We start from the raw sequence: 21,162 nt of genomic DNA on the forward strand, positions 1-21,162 counted from the left end.
GCTACGCGCACTTCATATCCTCTGCATGTCGCCTTCACGCGGAACGAAAGCGCTCGCGATATTGCATCGGCGTTACGCCGATTCGCTTCGCGAAGACAATGCGCATCCGGTCCGCGGTGCCGAAGCCGCAGTCGTAGGCAATCGCCTTGAGCGCTGCATCGCTGCTTTCGAGCAACTTGCGCGCGGCATCTACACGTGCGCGCTCGACGAATTCGTGCGGCGTCACCTTGGTCTCCTGCACGAACACGCGCGCAAAATTCCGTGCGCTCATTCCCGCGACGTCCGCCAGTTGTTTGACCGTGAAGCTCTCGTGAATCCGCTCCATGACGTGCGCCTGAACCTTGGCGACCGGTGAGGTCTCATCAGCTGGAGCGGTGAGATAAGGACTGAACTGCGACTGCCCGCCTTGCCGCTGCGCAAACACCACCAACCGCTTGGCAACGGCGAGCGCCGTGTGCGGCCCATGGTCCTCAGCGACTAAAGCCAGCGACAGATCGATACCTGCCGTCACGCCCGCCGACGTGACCAGGTTGCCGTCGCGCAGATAGATTCGGTCGAAATCGACACGTGCTTGCGGAAATTGCTCGGCGAGTTGGGCCGCGTGCTGCCAATGCGTCGTGACATTGTGCGCGTCGAGCAGCCCGGCATGGCCGAGCGCGAACGCGCCGGTGCAGATCGAGCCATAACGCTCGCATTGCGTAGCGACTCGCGACAACCATTCCAGCAAACGTGTATCGGGCGCGGCGCCCTCGGGTAGCGCGGGGCCGCCTGCAACCAACGCTAGGTCAAACGTGCGGTGCGAGTGGTCGAAAGTGGCATCGGCCATGAGCGTCATGCCGTTGGACGCACGCAGCGGACCTGGCTGCGCGCTGAGCAGCGTGACCTCATAGCGATCCTGCGGCGCGAGGAACCGATTGGCCTCGGAGAACACATCGACCGGACCGGCGACGTCGAGCGCCTGCACGCCAGGAAAGATTGCGATCGCGACGGTAGGCATCGAGTGACTTCCTTTGACGATGGACGGAATCCGCAACTTGCGGCAGTCAACGCGGTGCGTTTGGCAGTGTTCAACGGCCCGCGGCGATTGCCCGTGACGGCGCGCTGACCAATACTGAACTTCATCGGACGCGCTGCCTGAACGGTCAGAATAAAAGCATCGCGGACCAGCATACCAAACGCGCGATCGACTCACAAAGACCGCGTGTCCGGTTCATTCAAGTCTTTCATGGAGCACTTCACATGACCACGATTGCAGGCATCCAGATCCCCGACAGCATGATGGCGCGCGAAGCCACACAGCTCGTCCGCGATACCGAAACAGAGTTGCTCTACCACCATTCGCGGCGCGTGTTCCTGTTCGGCTCGCTGGCCGGCGCGCGCAAGCAGCTCAAGTACGATGCCGAGCTGTTATACATCGGCGCCATGTTTCATGACATGGGGCTCGTCGCGCCGTATAGCAGCGAGCATGATCGCTTCGAGGTGGACGGCGCGAACGCTGCGCGTGATTTTTTGCAGCGCCACGGCATCGGCGAAGCTGACATCGAGCAGGTATGGAATTCGATTGCGCTGCACACCACGCCTGGGATTCCACAATATATGAAGCCCGTGGTCGCGCTGGTCACCGCGGGCGTGGAGATGGACGTGCTCGGCCTCGCCTACGACGAGTTCACCGAGCAACAACGTCACGAGGTGATTCACGCGCATCCGCGCGGCGCGCATTTCAAGGAAGGCATCATCGATGCATTCGCACACGGCACGATTCACAAACCGGAGACGACCTTCGGCAACGTGAAGGCGGACGTACTGGCGCTGAAAGACCCGCATTACCATCGCGAGAATTTCTGCACGATGATTCTGGGGTCGGCGTGGAGGGATTAGTCGGCACGCCGCGGCAAAAGTGACAGCCGAGTAGAAGAAAGATTATCGGCGCAAATTTTATTCAACCTGTCATTTCCAGTAAGCGTTCGCGACTAAAGCCATGAAACACCCGGTCAGCCGTGCATGGCAGCCGTTCCCGGGTGTTGCATTCCCAGACCCGTCATGTGCAGCGGATCGACCGCCGCCTGTGTGTCTGAGCGTTTGAACGTCGCCTACGTAGCCGTTTTTTTAGACCGGCTACTCACTTGAGACTGGAGATGACATGAAATCGATCCGAACCGTACTGATGTGCGGACTGTTGCCACTCGCGCTTATGGCGGGTTCCGTACAGGCACAGGGAATAGGGCGTGCCGGCACGTATCTGATGCCGCCGAACTACGGCATGATGATGGACAAGTTGACACCTGAACAGCGTACTCAGGCCATCGGCATCCAGCAAAAAATGATGCAGATGGAAATGGAGTATCAGGACACGATGGCGCAGATGGAGATGAAGCATTCGCATGAAATGATGCAGATGCAAAATCAACTGCTCGATATTTTCAAAGGCCATTGAAACCGGCCAAATATTCGACCGGGCTCGCAGGTGGACTAACGCCAGGCGTTGTCCCGGTCATCCTCTGCCATGCAACGCGGCGATCTCCTGCAAATCCAGATCCCGCTCAAGCACGGTCAGCAGTTCATCATGAATCAACCCTGATCGATGCATCCGCAACAACTCTCGGCGACCGGCCGCCACGGCGGCAAGCACCACGTCGTAATGCGCGGTTCGAACATCGGCAGGATATTCCGTCACGTCCTGGTAGGTTTCGGTCATCTGCGCCCGATAGCTATATTGCTCCAGCAGGCGCGGATGAATCACTTGTCCCTGTGCGTCGTGCACAAGTGGTTGGATCGCGGCAAGCTGCGTTGCTTCGAGCCTCGCCCACGCCTGAGGTTCGGTCAAATGCCGTTCGTTGCGCTCGTTGACGCTATCCAGATTGACCCTGCGAATCAACGCACCGATCGTGGTCCCTTGCCCGAGCACGGTCACGAGAATCACCGCGAATGACGCGACCAGAATCAGATCACGCCCTGGCATCGCCTCGGGCAACGAGAGCGCGATTGCCAGCGTCACCACGCCACGCATGCCGGCCCAACTCGTCACAGTCGCCGAGCGCCAGTCGAGCGCAATGTTTGCGCGCCGCATCAGCTTGCACGCCAGTCTCTTCAACCATTCGACGGCGAACACCCACACGAAGCGCGACAGCACGACCGCCGCGATGACCGCGCCGACAGCCGGCGCCAACGCGGTCAATGTGTCGCCGACGCCACCCAGTCGCACGATCACGCCGCGCAGCGACAGCCCGATCAGAATGAACACTAGCGCTTCCATCAGGAAGATGAGGATCTGCCAGAAGGCAGTGCCGCGCGTACGCACCGAGGCAGAAAAGATGTCGTGCTGATGCCAGCCAAGCACCATGCCGCAACTGACGGTTGCGATGACGCCCGAGACGTCCAGCATGTCGCCGGCGATGTAGCTGATCCACGCGGAGAGTACGGATGCGGTGATGATGAGGTAGGCGTCGTCGAGATAACGCAGCAGCCTGACGACCACGAAGCCGATCGCGATGCCCACTGCGATGCCGCCCAGCCCGAGCACGGCAAAGCGGCCGGCCGCATGTTGCGCGCTGAACGTGCCGGTCAGCGCGGCTGCCACGGCGAAGCGGAACAGGACGATGCCGGCAGCGTCGTTGAGCAGGCTTTCGCCTTCGAGCAGGACCATGAGTTGGCGCGGCAGTGCGACGCGCTCCAGCACGGCCTTTGCTGCGATGGCGTCAGGCGGCGAGACGATCGCGCCTAGCGCGAAACACGCGCTCCACGGCAACGCCGGCACGACCCAATGCACGACCAGGCCGACCGCGAGGGTCGTAAAGGCGACGGCGCCAATCGCGAGCAACAGGATGCCGCCAAGGTTGCGCTTGAATTCGTCCCACACGGAGAAGTAGGCGCCGTCCATGAGGAGCGGCGGCAGGAATACGATCAGGACCAGTTCGGGGTCGAGATTGACGGGCGGCAGGCCTGGCACGAAGGCCATTGCGGCGCCGCCGACCAGAAGCGCTGCGGCCGGTGGGAGTCGCAGCCGCTTGGCGACCAGTTGGAGACCGATCATCGCGACGAGCGACAGCAGGACGAGTTTGAAGGCCATGACGGAGGACATGCGGGGGCCTCGGCGAGTGGTAAAGCGTGGGGAGTTTCTTTTTATCACAGGGCGGGGATTATGCCTGCGGCTGAGCCGATGGGAGATACGCTTGTGGCATCAAGCACTTGGCTTGCCTGTGCGCTGGTTGTCCACAGCCTTGCGAACAAAAACTGGGGATAAGTTTCGGGGTGACCTCCTCGGACGGCTAGCCCTAATTGCGTCGCCCGTTTTTTCCCTGGTGAGGGAGAGTCTGCTAGAGGTCGTCTGAGTGCGTTTCGACGCGATTCCCCATGCGCGTTCGCTATTCCTGTTATCGCCGGTGACACGTGTTGATGACTGACAGGCGCCCGCGTGGTGTCCTACGAATTGTTCTGAACTCCTGTGAAAGCATGTTGTGAAGATGCCAGGGCAATTGCATGAAACGTTACAGATAGTGGCGAGGTCGTTGTAAACGCGGTTGAAAGCGCGTTTACTCTGGGTTTTATGCCCCGGAACAAGCGATGCAGGAAGACGTACTCAGTATCGAAGAAGCGTTTGGCGATCCGCGCAGCCGCACGCCATCTCATGATCTGACGGAGATGCTGGTGGTGGCGCTGTGTGCAATTCTGTCGGGTGCCGATAGCTGGGTGGCGATCCAGACATGGGCTGAAGCGAAGCTGGACTGGCTGCGCGGCTACCTGCCACTGGTCAACGGCATTGCGTCGCATGACACATTCGGGCGCGTGTTTGCCGCGCTCGATGCACAACAGTTTGAAGCCTGCTTCATGCGCTGGACTACGCATCTGTGCCCGGCGCTGGCCGATCAGGTGGTAGCCATTGACGGCAAAACAGTGCGCGGCTCGCACCGCGGCGATCAGCGGGCACTTCATCTGGTGTCGGCCTATGGCAGTGGTCTGGGCGTGGTGCTGGGGCAGGTGCGCACGACAAACAAAAGCAACGAGATCACGGCGATTCCAGAGTTATTCGACGCACTGCTGCTCAAGGGCGCGATCGTGACGATCGACGCGATGGGTTGCCAGCAGCGCATCGCCGACAGGATCATCCAGGCACAGGCTGACTATGTGCTGGCAGTCAAGGACAACCAGCCTCCGCTCGCCCGACTGATGCGTGGTGTCTTTGACGCACTGGAACGTTGGCCAGAACTGCACGCTGGCACGTTTGACGAATACCGCGAGATCGAAAAGGATCATGGGCGTATCGAGACGCGACACTGCGTGGCCCAGGATGTCTCCTCACGCTGGCCCGGCAAGGTGGACGGGCGCTGGCCGGGACTGCGCTCGGTTGTCATGATCGAGGCGACGCGCGAAATCGCCGGAGTCGCCTCGACGCAGCGGCGTTACTACATCAGCAGCCTGCCCGCCAACGCGTGCCGGATCGCTCATGCAGTACGTTCGCACTGGCGCATCGAAAACAACATGCACTGGGTACTCGACATGGCCTTTGGCGAAGACCAGTGTCGTGTGAGAGTCGAGAATGCCGCGCAGAACTTCGCGATCCTGCGTCGTATCGCCATGAATCTGCTCAAGCGCGATACACGCACAAAGGCAGGACTGAATATACGTCGCCTTAAGGCCTGCGCCAACGACCAATATCGTGCCAGCCTGCTGGGCTTGTGAGCTTCATGCAATTGCCATGGCGACTTCGGTTGCCCCTTTTCGTTTTGGGAGTAATCCTATGGTGACCCCCGTTCGCTGGCCATACTGTGGCCGGTTTCTCTCGCCACTTCTATCCCCAGCCGGTGATAACTCCCCGTTGACCTAGCTGTTCCGCCCGCCTTAGCGCGGGTTTTTTTTCGCTTGCACAGGCTACGCGATGTCGGGTCGATGCTCTATAGGAAAAGTACGATTTTGTAAAAACGTTGTAGCACTGCGAAATTTTGCAAGTTGGTGACAAATCGTTAGTCTGATTTCCGCTAGTTTACGGCCGGTTAATAATCCGTAATACGAAGCATAAGAATGAACCGGAAGACATACAGGCTGGTGTACAGCCGACTGAGAGGAATGCTTGTCGCCGTTGAAGAAACCGCCACGGCAATCGGCAAGCAGGCAGGACAGACCACGGTCCGCAGCAGAAAATCACAGGGTATGATTTTTTCGCTGCGGCAGATCACGTTCGCCGCACTCGCGCTCCTTGGCGCGTTGCCGTCGCTGTCGTGCGCACAGATCGTTCCGGGAGGCGCGCACGCCCCGTCCGTGGTCCAGACACAGAACGGCCTGGACCAGGTGAACATCAACCGGCCTTCCGGCGCTGGCGTCTCGATGAACACCTACGGCCAGTTCGACGTGCAGCAGAAAGGCGCGATCCTGAACAACTCGCCCATCATCGTGCAGACGCAGCAGGCGGGCATGATTAACGGCAATCCGAACTTCGGTCCTGGGCAGTCTGCGCGTGTGATCGTCAACCAGGTCAACAGCAGCGCGGCGAGCCAGATCAACGGGCGTCTTGAAGTCGCGGGCCAGCGCGCGGAAGTTGTGATCGCGAACGGAAGCGGGATTTCCGTGAACGGTGGCGGCTTTATCAATACATCGAGAGCCATCCTGACCACGGGGACCCCGAACTTTGCGCCCGACGGTTCACTCTCGGGCTTTAACGTGACCGGCGGCAACATCAGCATCCAGGGCGCGGGGCTGAATGCGGGCGATACCGATCAGGTTGACCTGCTGGCCCGCGCCGTCCAGGCAAACGCTGCAATCCATGCAAAGAATCTGAATGTCGTGACCGGTGCGAACAGCGTCAACCATGACACTCTCAGTGCAACGCCTATCGCGGGCGATGGTCCGGCGCCGGGCGTCTCCATCGACGTGAGCCAGCTCGGGGGCATGTACGCGAACCGTATCGTGCTGGTCGGCACGGAGAATGGTGTCGGTGTCTCGAACAGAGGCGTGCTCGCGGCGCAGGCGGGCGATCTGGTACTGAGCATGAACGGCCAGCTGACGCTTGCCGGACAGACCAGAGCGAGTGGCAACATGGCGCTCTCTGCCGCAGGCGGCATCGACAACAGCGGGACCACCTATGCGCAGCAGAACGTGAGCGCAGGCACGTCTGGCACGCTCACGAATAGCGGCGTGCTCGCGGCGCAGCAGAATACGACCGTCAACGCAGGCAGCGTGGCGTCAACGGGCACGCTCGGCGCGGGCGTGAACGGCGACGGCAGCCTCGCGCAGTCCGGCGATCTTTCCGTGACGGCTGGCGGCTCGCTTGCCGCGACCGGTCGCAACGCGGTGGGTGGCAATGCCGCGCTGAAGGGTGCGATGGTCAAACTCGCCGGGAGCACTACCTCGGCGAACGGTGCGCTCCAGCTCGCGGCCAGCGGCGGCGACCTGAACCTGTCCGGCGCAACGGTGACGGCGGGCGGCGCGCTGGACACGCGCGCCTCCGGGACGCTCACGAACGACGGTGGTGTACTGTCCTCGGGCGGCGCGCAGACCGTCACGGCGGGCGCACTGTCCAACCGCAACGGGCAGATTGTCTCGGACAGTACTCTCAACGTCGCGGCGACAAGTGACTTGCTGAACCAGGGCGGCACGCTGCAGTCGTCAGGTGCACTCTCCGTCAGTGCGGGTTCGCTCGATAACACAGGAGGCCATGTTGTGGCGGTTGGCGCGGACGGCCTGACGCTGGCGATGGGTGGCCTGCTGAACAACGGCGCAGGTGGGGCCATTGGCGGCAACGGCAATGTGACCGTGCAGGCCGGGCAGATTGCGAACGCGGGTTCGATCACGGCGGTGCAGTCGCTGATCTCCAGCGCCGTGCAGTCGCTGTTCAACAGCGGCACGCTGGCGGCGAACGGCAATGTCACGCTGGCCGCAAGTTCGACGCTGACGAATGCGAACACCATCGCGGCAGGTCACCTTGTGACACTGACGGCGGCGACCGTCGACAACAGCCACGGCAACCTCGGAGCAGACCAGCTCGCGTTGCATGCGACGAACCTCGTCAACCACGGTGGCAGCATTACACAGACGGGCACCGGCGCGACGACCGTTGACGTGAGCGGTACGCTCGACAACTCGGGCGGCACGCTGCAGACCAACAGTGACAGCCTGGCGCTCGGCTCCGCTGCGCTCATCAACGACGGCGGCACGATTGCCAGTTCCGGCACCGGCACACTGTCGATCAACGGCGGCACGCTTTCGAACAACGGCGGCACGATTGCGACGAATGGTGCGCTCGGTGTCCGCTCGGGTGCGGTGGCGAATCGCGGTGGCACGCTGGCCGCACAGACTGGTGCGACGCTCCACGTCGCCTCACTGGACAACAGCGCGGGCGGCTACGTCGGCGCTCAGACTGTTTCGGTGACGGACACGGGCGCGCTGGATAACGCGGGTGGCACGATCCAGGCGGACGACACGCTGTCTGTCACGGCGCAGTCGGTTGCTAACGACGGGGGTTCCATCGCGAACGGAGGGACCGGTAAAACGACGGTTGCCGCCAGCGGCGCAGTCACGAACACGGCCAATGGCCTGATTGGTGGCAACGGCGACGTGTCGGTGTCGGGTGGCAGCATCGGCAATGCGGGCGGCACGGTTACCGCGGGTGGTGCGGCGACAGTCCAGTCCGCCAGCACGCTCGACAACCGGGCTGCCCTGATCCAGGGCAGCGGGAACGTCTCAGCGTCGGCGCAGGATGCAATCGACAATACGGGCGGACAGATCGAGGCGGATGCGACGGTAGACAACCCGGCTGCAACGCTGGCCGTCACAGGCGCATCGCTCGACAACACGAACGGGCGTATCGCAAGCACTGGATCGGGTGCGACAACGGTCAGCGCTGCCACCATCACGAACAGCAATACGGGCGGCGTCGCTGGCGCAGGCACCATTGGCGGCAATGGCGACGTGACCGTGAACGCGGGCACGTTGTCTAACACGAACGGCGCGCAACTCGTGTCGGGCCATGACCTGACGCTGGACATCGCCCAGCTTGCAGACAACACCAGCGGCTCGCTGTCAGGCGCGAACAACGTCACGCTGAACGGCCCTAACGCTGCGCTCGTCAATGCGGGCGGTTCCGTTCATGGCAACGGTGCGGTCGCGCTGAATGTCGCGTCGCTGGACAACACGTCGGGCCGGATCGGCAATGACACGGGCAGCGGCGGTTCGGTGTCCGTCAATGCCGGCACGCTGGCGAACCAGAACGGCGCGATTGGCAGCGACCAGGATCTGAGCGTCACGACCAACCAGCTTATGGGCGACGGCAGGATCATTGCCGGGAATGACGGCGCAGTGACGGTCAACAGCGATTACACGTTGACCGGCACCAACCAGATTCAGGCTAATCACGACCTGACATTCACGACAGCGGGCAGCTTCACGAACCAGGGCACGCTCGGCGCAGTGAACGCACTGACGGTCAACGCCGCGAACGTCGATAACCAGGCGGGCGCGGATCTGAACTCGGCAAGCACGACGGTCAACGCGGCGAACGCCATTACCAACGAAGGACGCATCGAAGGCGATACCGTTGCGACAAATAGCGGTTCGCTCGTTAACACGGCAGCGATCATCGGTAACACGGTCACGCTGAATGCCGGTTTGATTGCCAACACAGGTGCCGCCGCTGTGATGGCCGCTGCTTCGCAGCTGAATCTGTATTCACCTGGCAATATCTCCAACACGGGCGGCGCAAATATCTTCAGTCTCGGTGACATCAACATCGCGGCGAACGGCACGCGCGACATGAACGGCCTGCTCGCCAACCGCAGCAATTCCGTCACCAACGACCAGTCGACCGTCGAGGCGCAGGGCAACATCGAGGTTGCCACGCAGACGCTGACTAACACGCGTACCGCGCCCACTGTCGAGACCGTGATAACTGATGTTGAAACCGAACATCAGACCAAGCGCAGCAAGTACATGGCCTGCGCGACCGGGAATGCCGACAAGGGCTATTGCACGCAGGCCATGTGGGACGATGGCTATATTGCTCCAGTCAATACGACCTTCTCCAGTTCAGACGTCGTGTCGCAGGCCGCCGGCCCGAATGCGACTGACAAGGTGCTGGTGGTGAACGTCAACGGCCAGCCGCAAACGATCTACTACAACACGTTGACCTCCAACGCTGACGGCACGATCACCGTGAGCTATTGGGATGGCTACGATCCGAACGTCAACTACGATCCGGGCACCGAATACGCATCGCGCAACGATGCGCACAAGGGCTACCAGCGCGTCGAGATCGCCCGCGACACGACGACCACTACCCAGCAGGACCAGGTAACCGGTCCGCAGGCGCAGCAGGCGCAGATCATGGCGGGCGGCAACATGGTGCTCGCCAACGTTGGCACGCTGAACAACGCGTACAGCGCCATCGGCGCGGGTGGCTCGATCCAGATTGGCAGCGACGACGCGAGTGGCGATGTGGCAAGTGGTAACTACGGTGGCACACTGGTGAACAACATCGGCCAGACGCTCTACCAGTACCAGAAGCAGGAGATCGTTTCGACCTACGCGTGGAACGAGAATATCTCCCGTGACGTGGGTACGGTAGTCGAGCCGTCAATTGTGCTTTCACCTGTCGCAATTGGCGGCACGGGCGGCACTATCATCGCGAACAACTCGGTGCAGATCAGCGCGACCGACATCAACAACACCAACGTTGCGGCGGCAAACTCTGCGACCGGCGCTACGGGCGGCACACTTGGCGCGAACGGCACCGTGGGCGGCATCATCGGCACAGGCGCGCAGACCGTCAATCTCGCCACAGGCCAGACGCAGACGATCAACGCGCCGCAGTCCATCGCTGGACCGGACGGCGTGCTCAGTATCACGTTGCCGTCGAGCGGCCTGTACACGTTTAACACGGCCCCAGGCGCGTCGTATCTTGTCGTTACCGATCCACGACTGACCAGCTACACGAGTTTCGTTTCGAGTGACTACATGCTTGGCGCGCTCGGCCTCGACCCGTCGAAGACCATCAAGCGGCTGGGCGATGGTGTGTATGAAGAACAGATGGTGCGCAACCAGATCACGCAACTCACGGGGCGCGTCTATCTGCAGGGCTACACCAGCAACGAGGACGAATATCGCGCGCTGATGAACAACGGCGTGAACGTCGCGAAGGAATTCAATCTCGAACCCGGACTGGCGCTGACTGCCGCGCAGATGGATGCGCTCACGAGCGACATCGTGTGGCTGGTCAGCCAGACCGTCACGCTGCCGGACGGTAGCACGCAGCAGGTGCTGGCCCCGGTTGTCTATCTGGCACTGACCCACGCGAACGACCTGCAGCCCACCGGTGCGCTGATTACTGCCGATGATGTGGAGATTCACGCTACGGGCAGCGCGACGAACTCGGGTGTCATCAAGGGTGGTACGCAGACCGTTATCGCCGCGACGAACATCCTGAACCGGGGCGGCTCCATCGGTAGCGGTCCGGGCAGCGGCACGGTCGACGGTACGACTGTGGTTTCCGCGACGAATGACGTGGTGAACGCGTCGGGACGGATCACTGGCAACCGCGTGGCCGTACTCGCCGGTCATGACATTGTGAACACGACGCTGGTGGACACCGTTGGTGTCAGCTCGACTGTCGGCAACAGCAAGGTCAGCCAGAGTCTGCTCGGCGCACAGGGCACGATTGCATCGACGGGAGACCTGCTGGTGGTGGCGGGCAATGACGTGTCGGTTCATGGCGCGAGCATCGCGGCGGGCGGCAATGCGCAGATCGCGGCCGGGCGCGACATTACGGTGGATACCGTGCAGTCGGACACGTCGCAGTCAGCGACAAAGAATGCCGACCATCGTTGGGAAGCATCCAGCACGATCAACCAGACTGGCGCAGTCACGGCAGGCGGAAGTCTCGCGATGCAGAGCGGCAACGACATGACGTTCAGGGGCGCGACGATCAGCGCGGGGGGCGACATGGTTGTTGTCGCGGGCGGTAACCTGACGGCAACGACTGTCACGAATACCGCGACCTATAACAACGTTGCAGCCGACGACAAAACCCGCAAGCAGGCCGATCGCAGCTACGACGAACAGGCGGTCGGGACGAACATCAGCGCAGGCGGCAATGCAACGCTCGCGGCCCTGAGCGCCGATCCCGGCAAGGGTAACGTCACGCTCACAGGGTCGTCGCTGGCAGCGGGCAGCGGCGCGGCAACCATTGCGGCCACCGGCAACGTGACCATCAACGAAGGCCGCGAGGAACACGATTCGTACTCGGCGACCGAATCGAAGCGCGGGAGCTTTGTGCATGGCTCGACCACCGACTCGATGCAGAACACGCAGGCGAACATCGGCGTGGGAAGCACCGTGTCCGGCGATACGGTCACGGTCAGCGCAGGCAAGGACCTGAACGTGAAGGGTTCGACCATCGCAGGCACGAACGACGTGAATCTGGCGGCGGCAGGCAATGTGAATATCACGACCTCGCAGGACACGCAGAGCACATCAAGCTACTACCAGAAGCACGAGTCCGGCCTTGGCACGGGCGGCGGGATCGGCATTTCGGTGGGCAGCAAGACGCAGACTGACATGGCCAGTACGACACAGGTAACGAACACGGGCAGCACGGTCGGCTCGCTGAATGGCAGTCTGAACATCACCGCAGGCAAGGACCTGCACGTCACGGGCAGTGATCTGGTCGCGGCGCAGAATGTCACGGGCACCGGCGCGAACGTCACGATTGACTCTGCCGTCGATACGATGCACCACGACGAGACACACGAGGTCAAACAGAGCGGTTTTACGCTTGCGATCAAGGCCCCGGTGATTGACGCGGTGTCCAACACGGTTGACCAGGCACGTGGTGCGAGCCGCAGTCAGGATGATCGCGCGGCAGCATTGCACGGCATGGCAGCGGCAAGCGGTGCGATTGATTTCGCTCTCACGGGCAAGGCGGCAATGGATGCGATCGCGAACGGAGAGAAGCCGGAAGCGAAAGTTGAACTCAGCTACGGCAGCAGCCACAGTAAGAGCACGTATGCAGAGGACAGCACGACCAATCGGGGGGCAAGTATTACGGCGGGTGGCACGGCTGCGTTCGTGGCGACCGGAGACGGCACGCCGGGAAGCGGTAACCTGACAATTGCCGGTTCGAGCGTGAACGCGAACGACGTGATCCTGGCGGCAAGGAATCAGGTCAACCTCGTGAACACGACCGATACCGACTCGACGCGCAGCAGCAACGAGTCCAGCAGCGCGAGCGTGGGTATCTCCTATGGCACGCAGGGCTTCGGTGTCGATGCGTCGATGTCGAAGGCGCACGGCAATGGCAACAGCGATGCCGCCATGCAGAACAACACGCACATCAACGCGAGCAACACTGCGACGATCATCAGTGGTGGAGATGCCAATATTATTGGTTCGAACGTCAATGGCCGTCAGGTGAATGCGGATGTGGGTGGCAACCTGAATATTGAGAGTCGTCAGGACACGATGACGAGCGCCGCGCATCAGGAAAGTAAGGGCGGCGGCTTTGCGATCAGTCAGGGCGGTGGTAGCGCGAGCTTCAGTCATACCAGTGCGAACGCGAACGGAAGCTATGCGGGTGTGAACGAACAGGCGGGGATTCACGCGGGCGACGGTGGATTGAACGTCAACGTTCACGGCAATATCGACCTCAAGGGCGCGGTGATTGCGAGTGATGCCGATGCGTCGAAGAACAACCTGTCCACGGGCACACTGACCTTCAGCGATATCCAGAACCAGTCCAGCTACGACGCGCACTCGGGCGGCTTCAGCGCGGGTGTGACGACTGGTGACGGAGGTGCGAACTACAGCACCCACGGCAATACCTCAGGCAAGAATACAGGCGGCGGTGCGCCGATGTTGAGCCAGGACGACAGCGGCAGTGACAGTGCGACCACGCGTAGCGGCATCAGTGCGGGCACGATCAGCGTCGCCGATGCGGCCAGCCAGACACAGGACATCGCGGGCCTGAACCGCGACACGTCGAGCACGAACGGCAGGGTTGCAAAACTGCCGGACGTGAACAACCTGCTCGACCGTCAGGCGGACATGATGGCGGCGGCAAGTGCTGCCGGCGAAGCGGTTTCGCGGCGCATCGGTGACTACGCTGACGCACAGGCTAAAGCAACGGGCGATCCGGCGTGGGATGAGGGTGGGACTTACCGGATCGGGATGCACATTGCGGGAGGCGCGCTCACAGCGGGTCTGGGTGGTGGAGGCATCGGAAGTGCGGCGCAAGGCGCGGCGGGTGCGGGTATCGCAGCGTGGGCGGCGGGCGATCTGAACCGGCTGGCCAACGGCACGCGAGACGCGCTGGGTGGTGGCGATGCGGCGCAGATGGCGGGTAATGTGCTGTCCAACGTTGTGGCGGGTGCGGGCGGGTTCCTGATTGGCGGGACCACGGGCGCGTTCACGGCGAGCAATGCGGATCTCTACAATCGAAGCACAGGTAACGGTGACGGCCAGGGCAGCACGGCGAATTCGGCGCTTGGCTGGATTGGCGATCAGTTCGCGAGCGCGGGACGTGGCGCGGAGAACCTGGCGAACCAGTTCGCGGCGTTGGTGAACGCGAACGGCCCGCAGGGGCCGTATGTTGATCCAAGCGATCTGAATGGGCCGGGTGGCAACTCGAAGCCGCCGGCGGCCGGTGGTTCGGCAGCGCTGGTTCCGATGTGTGCCGTTCCGCCGTTGTGTGCTGCCGTGCCGGTTGTAACGCCGGGAACGCCGGGGTATTTGCCGGGCAATGCGACGCTGAATAGTGGCGACAATTCTGGGTCGCAGGATGCAAGTACGCCGGTGGGGGTCAGCGGTAGTCCAATGGATGTGCCACGTGGTACTAATGCCCCGGCGACCATTGGAGGAGTTGATTACTCAGCTCATGCTATAGACCAAATGCAGGGTCGGGGTGTGCCGCCCTCAGTGGTGAAAAACACCATTGATAATGGCGTTAACTACCCTACGCGTCCTGGAACAACGGGATACTATGATCCGGTGAACAACGTTCGGGTCGTCACGAATTCCAAAACCGGGCTTGTCGTCACGGTTATCCCTGGAGCACCTTAAAATGAAGAGAACGTTTATTGGTCTGGATCTGGATGTAAAAAAAATCTTGCTCAAGGAATGGGATCCAATCGGTGTTGGCGCTTCACCTGAGGCGGACGATGAATACGACTCATATGTCCAGGATATTAGCCGTATGCTTCGAGAGGAAAAGACAGTCGACGAACTGTACTCTTACCTCAGGTGGATTGAGGTCGAGCATATTGGTCTTGATGGAGATGAATTACATACCAGAACTGTTGCCCATCGACTCATGAGTTTGGATAAAGCTACTCGCTGATGACGACAAACCCGGCCGCGGCCGGGTTTGTCGTTTGTAGAGTCGTTCAATCCGGCGTGATGACGAGCCTGCCGTGCTCGACCTGGATTCTCACACGCTGGCCAGGTGGAAAGCCGGCCTGTTCAAGCCAGATGCCGGCGATGCGCAGCCACGGAAAAAACCGTGGTGTTCGCCAGGGTCTTCCCTCTTTGGGGCTGGGTCGCCAGCGCATAAGTTCCTGGACGGTAGCGTGACGCTCGGGATGAGCGTGCAATGCATTAAGATTGGCGTCAGCCATGATCAACTCCTTCGGTGAGTTGGTGGTGGTTAGCGGTCGGTGAGTGCTCGTAACACTCACTGGCCGCGCTTCGTTTACATCACGGTGTCTTCCTTCATTAGCCGCCTATCGTCGACGGTTCATAACCTTCTGGACCTGCGTCTTCCTGACGAAGCTGTCGATCACCAGGATCAACGCCTGTTGCTCGGCATCGGGCAGGCTGTCCACCTGTTGATAGAGACTCAGTAACTCTTGATTGTGAATCTTGGGTTCGGCCGGTGCGGGTGTTCGTCCGGCCAGTTCATCCAGTGTGACCTGCAAAATATCGGCGATCCGTACCACGGTATCGAACTGTGGTGTAGCAAGGCCGCGTTCCCAGCGGTTATACACACGCGGGTTGATTTCCAGCAGTTCAGCGAGCCGCGCCTGGGTGATCTGTCTCGCAGAGCGCAGCAGTCTGAGTCGTTCGGCAAAGACGGACATATCAAAGCATCCCAACGAAAAAGGAGATGCATTCATTCTAAGTACCCCCTTCTGCCAGGCTTGCCATTTATACACTATACAGTGTATTGTTAACTACATCAATTGGAGTATTGACAGGTTTTTAGCCGAAGGACGATTCATGCCGCGCATTCCCGAAACCGAGCTGGAGAGACTGAAGCGCGAAGTGTCGCTGGTGCGGCTGATCGAGTCGCAGGGGCATGAGCTGAAGAAGCGCGGCCGCGACTGGGTGATGCGCTGTGTGTTCCACGAAGAGGACACGCCGAGCCTGTCGGTGTCGGAGGCGAAGAATGTGTATCACTGCTTCGGCTGCAACGCGTCGGGCACGGTGCTGGACTGGGTCATGAAAACCCAGGGGGTGAGCCTGCCGCATGCGGTGCAGTTACTGCGTAACGACGCGCCGCTCGCGGGTGCGGAGAAAGTGGGCGTGAACCGCTCGCAGGCGCGACACCTGCCTTCTTTAGCTGCGGGTTCTGATGAAGCGGTGTTGCTGCGCGAGGTGGCCGACACGTATCACGCGACCCTGAAGCAGAGCCCGGAGGCGCAGGCGTATCTGGTGCAGCGCGGGCTGGTGCATGGTGAGCTGATCGATACGTTCAGGCTGGGCTATGCGAACAAGAGCCTGACGTACCGGCTGCCGCCGGGGTACTCGAAGGAAGGCCGTGACGTGCGCGCGAAGCTGCAACGCGTGGGCGTGTATCGCGAGAGCGGACACGAGCACCTGAACGGGTGTCTGGTGGTGCCGGTGTTCGATCTGGAATCGGGTGACGGGGTGGTCAACGTCAGACAGATGTACGGGCGGCGGATTGCTGCGGGTCACAAGATTCCGGCGGGCCAGCCGAAGCACCTGTATCTGTCGTTGCCGCTTGCCGGTGTGTGGAACGAAGTGGCGCTTGTTGCCAGCCGTGAAGTGATCGTGTGCGAGGCGCTGATCGATGCACTGACGTTCTGGTGTGCGGGGTATCGCAACGTGATCGCGGCGTATGGGGTGAACGGGTTCACGCAGGACCATTGGGACGCACTGAAACGGCACGGTACCGAGCGGGTGTGGATCGCATACGACCGGGACGACGCGGGCAATAGCGCGGCGGAAAAGCTCGGCACGGAGTTGCGCGAGGTAGGCATCGAGACGTGGCGTGTGCTGTTCCCGAAGGGCATGGACGCGAACGATTACGCGAGGAAGGTTGCGCCGGCGGACAGGAGCCTTGGGGTGTTGTTGCAGCAGGCGGAATGGATTGGCAAGGGCCGGCGTGCTGCGGTTGCGGCGCAGGTTGAACCGGTGCCGGTCGACGAAGTGACGGACGCTAAACCGGCCTCTTCTTTAGCCGCTGTTGCTGCGGCTGAGGCTGCGGTTACGCCAGCCACGGCGATGGCCGCTAAAGAGGAGGTGCAGCCCGCGCCGGTGGACGAGCTCGACGTGAAGCAGACGGAAGGCGGTGAACTGCTGTTCACGTTTGGCGAGCGCGTATGGCGTATCCGTGGCTGGCAGAAGAACCTCGGGCCGGAGCAGATGCGCGTGAACGCGCAGGTTCGGCGCGGCGACAGTTACCACGTCGACACGCTGGACGTGTACAGCGCGAAGGCTCGTGCGGTGTATCTGAAAACGGCGGCGATTGAGCTCGGCAACCAGGAAGACACGCTCAAGCGCGATCTCGGGCGCGTGCTGCTGAAGCTGGAGACGTTGCAGGATGAAGCGATCCGCGCGACGCTTGCGCCGAAAGAAAAAGGCGTGACGCTGGACGCTGTTGAACACGCGGCAGCGCTGGACTGGCTGAAGGCGCCGGACCTGATTGCGCGGCTGGAAGCGGATATGGCGCGCTGCGGTGTTGTAGGCGAAGCGACGAATCTGCTGGCCGGGTATCTGTCGGCGGTGTCACGCAAGCTCGATGCGCCGCTCGCGGTGCTGATTCAATCGAGCAGCGCGGCTGGCAAGAGTTCACTGATGGATGCAGTGCTTGACCTGATGCCGGACGAGGAACGCATCCAGTACAGCGCCATGACCGGACAGAGCCTGTTCTACCTGGGCGAGACGGACCTGCAACACAAGATTCTGGCGATTGCCGAAGAGGAAGGCGTACGTCAGGCGGCGTATGCACTGAAGCTGCTGCAAAGCGATGGTGAACTGACGATCGCATCGACGGGCAAGGACGAGGCGACGGGCAACCTGGTGACGAAGCAATATCGTGTGAAAGGCCCGGTCATGCTGATGCTGACGACGACCGCGATCGACGTCGACGAGGAATTGCTGAACCGGTGTCTGGTGCTGACGATCAACGAGAGCCGGGAGCAGACGCGCGAGATTCACGCACGGCAGCGGGCGAAACAGACGCTCGAAGGGTTGCTGGCCGAGACGGACAAGCAGCACATCATTGAACTGCATCGCAACGCGCAGCGGCTGCTCAAGCCGGTTCACGTGGTGAATCCGTTTGCCGAACAACTGACGTTCATGGACGACAAGACACGCATGCGGCGCGATCACATGAAGTACCTGACGCTGATCCGCTCGATCGCGCTGCTGCACCAGTACCAGCGGCCACACAGGACGGTCACGCATCGCGGCGAGGCGCTGACGTACATCGAAGTCACGAAGGCCGATATTGCGCTGGCGAACCGGATCGCACACGAGGTGCTGGGACGCACGCTCGATGAATTGCCGCCGCAGACGCGGCGGCTGCTGACGATGGTTCAGGCGTGGGTCAACGAGCGATGCACGGCGACGGCGCAGAAGCAGAACGAATTCCGTTTTACGCGGCGCGACGTGCGCGAGGCGACACGCTGGGGCGATACGCAACTGAAGGTGCACCTGGCGCGGCTGGTGGAGCTTGAGTATGTGCTGACGCATCGCGGACTGCGTGGGCTCACGCATGAATACGAGTTGCGCTATGACGGGGTGGACGATGGCCGGCCGCACCTGATGGGCCTGCTTGAGCTGCAAACACTCGACAACGATGCAAACCGGTCGGGGCAAAACGATGAGCGGTCGGGGTCTGGTCGGGTGGTGGCCGGGGGCCGGTCGGAGGTGATCGATCAGGGTCAGAGCCACGCGGTGCAAGGCATGGAGGCGGAACCGGTCGGGGTGAACGCAAACGCGTATATCGGAGAAAAGACGTGTGCCTCTTCTTTAGCCCGCGTTGTTGAGGATTCCAGATGACAAAGAAAACGACGCCGCGCGTGCTGCTGCCCGTGATTGGCCCGGTGGACGATCCACAAAGCCTGTATCACCAGATGCGGCAGTACCTTGAGTGGCAGCGGGTGCGCAACTACAGCGAGCGCACGGTGGAGAACCGCGAAAGCAATCTGCGCCTGTTCATCACGTGGTGCGACGAGCGCGGCGTGACGCAGCCGCAGGAAGTGACGCGGCCGATCCTCGAGCGGTATCAGCGGTATCTGTTCCTGTATCGCAAGCCCAACGGCGAAGCGCTCTCGGGCGGCAGTCAGGTGAAGCGGCTTGAGCCGATACGGGGCTGGTTCCGGTGGCTGATCCGCCATAACCGGATACTGGGCAATCCGGCGGCTGATCTGGAGATGCCGCGCGTGGAGAAGCGTCTGCCCAAACATATCCTGTCGGCGGAAGAAGCCGAGCGGATTCTGAACGTGCCCGATGTGACGAGCGCGATGGGCTTGCGTGATCGGGCGATGCTGGAAACGCTCTACAGCACGGGCGTGCGGCGCTCGGAGTTGGTGGCGCTGAAGGTTCACGACATTGATTACGACCGTGGCACGCTGATGGTTCGCCAGGGCAAGGGCAAGCGCGACCGGCTGATACCGATCGGCGCGCGTGCGCTGGCGTGGATCAGGAAGTATCTGGACGAAGCGCGCCCGCAGCTCATGATGGGAGACGATGACCGGACGCTGTATCTGACGATTCAGGGCGAAGCGGTTCATATCAACACGTTGGGGCGGCTGGTGAACGGCTACATCAAGGAGTCGGGGCTTGAGAAAAGCGGCTCGTGTCACCTGTTCCGGCACACGATGGCGACGCTGATGCTGGAGAACGGCGCGGACGTGCGATTCGTGCAGGCGATGCTCGGCCATGCGGACCTGAAGACGACGCAGATCTATACGCATGTGGCGATACGGGCGCTGAAAGAGATCCACACGGCGACGCACCCGGCGCGACTGGAGCGAGTGAGTGATGCGCAGGACGGGAAGGTCACGCGGCTGAGGCGGCATGAATACAGCGAGTTCAGCCGGAACATGTTCGGGATGGCGGAGGCACGAAAACCATTGGCCGACGATGTGCCGGATAGAAGTGAAGAGCGATAGAGAGACGGAGGTAAAAGCGATGGCGAAGACGGTGGCAGAAAGACAGGCGGCATACAGGGCGAAGCGGCTACAGGCATGTGCTGACGGCAATGGCGAGCGGCGGCTGAATGTGTGGGTGAGTACGGGCGTTGCGCTAGGACTGGAGCGGCTCGCGCGCCGTTACGGCGTAACGAAACGGGACATGCTGGAGCGCCTGGTGAAGACGGAAGATGATCGTGTGCTCGCGGGCATGGAACTCGACACGCCGGAGTGGGACGCGTACTTCGGCGCGCAGACCGGCATGTGCGTGACGGGCGGATAACGGTCAGGCAATGGATGGGCGTTACGCGGTAACGTCCATCGACACGAACGCGACCGGGACGCGCCGACAGGAAGTGAAGAACGTAAAAGGCAAGCGCGGCCTTGCGGCCGGAAACCTGGAGGGCCGGGGGTAAATGGGCCTGCGGCCCATTTAACATAACCGCTTGGAAATTAGCACCGTTTGGCGGGCCGTCATCGCGCCAGCCGTTGCCTCTGCCGGCCCGCCAAACGGTGCTAATTTGCGTTATGTCTGGCGCCCCCGGCCCGCCGGGTGCGCGAGGCGCACACCAGTAAGTCAGGGCCATAAACCGGCCAGAAACCTGGCGTACCAACAAAGCCAGGCATGGCGCTACGCGCAGATAAAAGTCAGGGGCCGCGCAGCGGCCACTCAATGGGGTGAACCCCGCCCACCCGGCTGTCTGCTGCGCTCGGGCTGCGGCCGCGGTGCGGCCTCCGCTCCGTGCTCGCAGCCTGCCTCCCCGTCCGCCCCCAGGGGGCTCCCCCAATGTGCCGTTACTGCGTAACG

General features: G+C 61.7%; 12 protein-coding genes. 8 read left to right on the plus strand and 4 right to left on the minus strand.

All coding sequences use genetic code 11. From position 1 onward, the window contains the following. Positions 1–34: 34 nt before the first annotated feature. On the minus strand, positions 35–997 hold the full coding sequence (locus KHO31_RS12250; RefSeq protein ID WP_201086619.1) for a GlxA family transcriptional regulator: 963 nt from the start codon (positions 995–997) through the stop codon (positions 35–37). A gap of 242 nt (positions 998–1,239) precedes the next feature. Between KHO31_RS12250 and KHO31_RS12255 the strand changes: the two genes are divergently transcribed. Further along, positions 1,240–1,878, plus strand: a complete 639-nt coding sequence (locus KHO31_RS12255; protein ID WP_201077027.1) for an HD domain-containing protein — start codon at positions 1,240–1,242, stop codon at positions 1,876–1,878. Between the two features lie 262 nt (positions 1,879–2,140). Further along, positions 2,141–2,434, plus strand: a complete 294-nt coding sequence (locus KHO31_RS12260) for a hypothetical protein (protein ID WP_201077029.1) — start codon at positions 2,141–2,143, stop codon at positions 2,432–2,434. A 57-nt stretch (positions 2,435–2,491) separates the two neighbouring features. Here KHO31_RS12260 and KHO31_RS12265 read toward each other — a convergent pair whose 3' ends face one another. Further along, on the minus strand, positions 2,492–4,078 hold the full coding sequence (locus KHO31_RS12265) for a Na+/H+ antiporter (protein WP_201077031.1): 1,587 nt from the start codon (positions 4,076–4,078) through the stop codon (positions 2,492–2,494). 482 nt (positions 4,079–4,560) lie between these two features. Here KHO31_RS12265 and KHO31_RS12270 point away from each other — a divergent pair, with 482 nt between their 5' ends. From KHO31_RS12270 to KHO31_RS12280, 3 genes are all read left to right on the plus strand, one after another. Beyond that, a complete protein-coding gene (locus tag KHO31_RS12270; RefSeq protein ID WP_201086620.1) occupies positions 4,561–5,676 on the plus strand; it encodes an ISAs1 family transposase in 1,116 nt (371 codons plus the stop codon). Positions 5,677–6,015: 339 nt separating this feature from the next. Next, the gene (locus KHO31_RS12275; protein ID WP_211623407.1) at positions 6,016–15,036 is read left to right on the plus strand and encodes a hemagglutinin repeat-containing protein; all 9,021 of its coding nucleotides are present in this window, start codon (positions 6,016–6,018) and stop codon (positions 15,034–15,036) included. Between the two features lies 1 nt (position 15,037). Beyond that, a complete protein-coding gene (locus KHO31_RS12280; protein ID WP_201087250.1) occupies positions 15,038–15,313 on the plus strand; it encodes a hypothetical protein in 276 nt (91 codons plus the stop codon). 46 nt (positions 15,314–15,359) lie between these two features. Here the strand turns inward: KHO31_RS12280 and KHO31_RS12285 are convergent, their stop codons facing one another. Next, positions 15,360–15,590, minus strand: a complete 231-nt coding sequence (locus KHO31_RS12285) for a SymE family type I addiction module toxin (protein WP_201077037.1) — start codon at positions 15,588–15,590, stop codon at positions 15,360–15,362. A 105-nt stretch (positions 15,591–15,695) separates the two neighbouring features. Next, the gene (locus tag KHO31_RS12290) at positions 15,696–16,088 is read right to left on the minus strand and encodes a helix-turn-helix domain-containing protein (protein ID WP_201077039.1); all 393 of its coding nucleotides are present in this window, start codon (positions 16,086–16,088) and stop codon (positions 15,696–15,698) included. A 103-nt stretch (positions 16,089–16,191) separates the two neighbouring features. Between KHO31_RS12290 and KHO31_RS12295 the strand changes: the two genes are divergently transcribed. Genes KHO31_RS12295 through KHO31_RS12305 form a run of 3 tightly spaced genes read left to right on the plus strand, consistent with a single transcriptional unit; the run spans position 16,192 to position 20,637 of the window. Beyond that, on the plus strand, positions 16,192–19,221 hold the full coding sequence (locus KHO31_RS12295; protein ID WP_211623409.1) for a CHC2 zinc finger domain-containing protein: 3,030 nt from the start codon (positions 16,192–16,194) through the stop codon (positions 19,219–19,221). Further along, the gene (xerC, locus tag KHO31_RS12300) at positions 19,218–20,336 is read left to right on the plus strand and encodes a site-specific tyrosine recombinase XerC (RefSeq protein ID WP_211623411.1); all 1,119 of its coding nucleotides are present in this window, start codon (positions 19,218–19,220) and stop codon (positions 20,334–20,336) included. Before KHO31_RS12295 ends, xerC begins: the two co-directional genes overlap by 4 nt. A gap of 19 nt (positions 20,337–20,355) precedes the next feature. After that, a complete protein-coding gene (locus KHO31_RS12305) occupies positions 20,356–20,637 on the plus strand; it encodes a hypothetical protein (RefSeq protein WP_201077063.1) in 282 nt (93 codons plus the stop codon). Positions 20,638–21,162: the final 525 nt, after the last annotated feature.

The organism is Paraburkholderia domus, from assembly GCF_905220705.1.
Lineage (GTDB): Bacteria > Pseudomonadota > Gammaproteobacteria > Burkholderiales > Burkholderiaceae > Paraburkholderia > Paraburkholderia domus.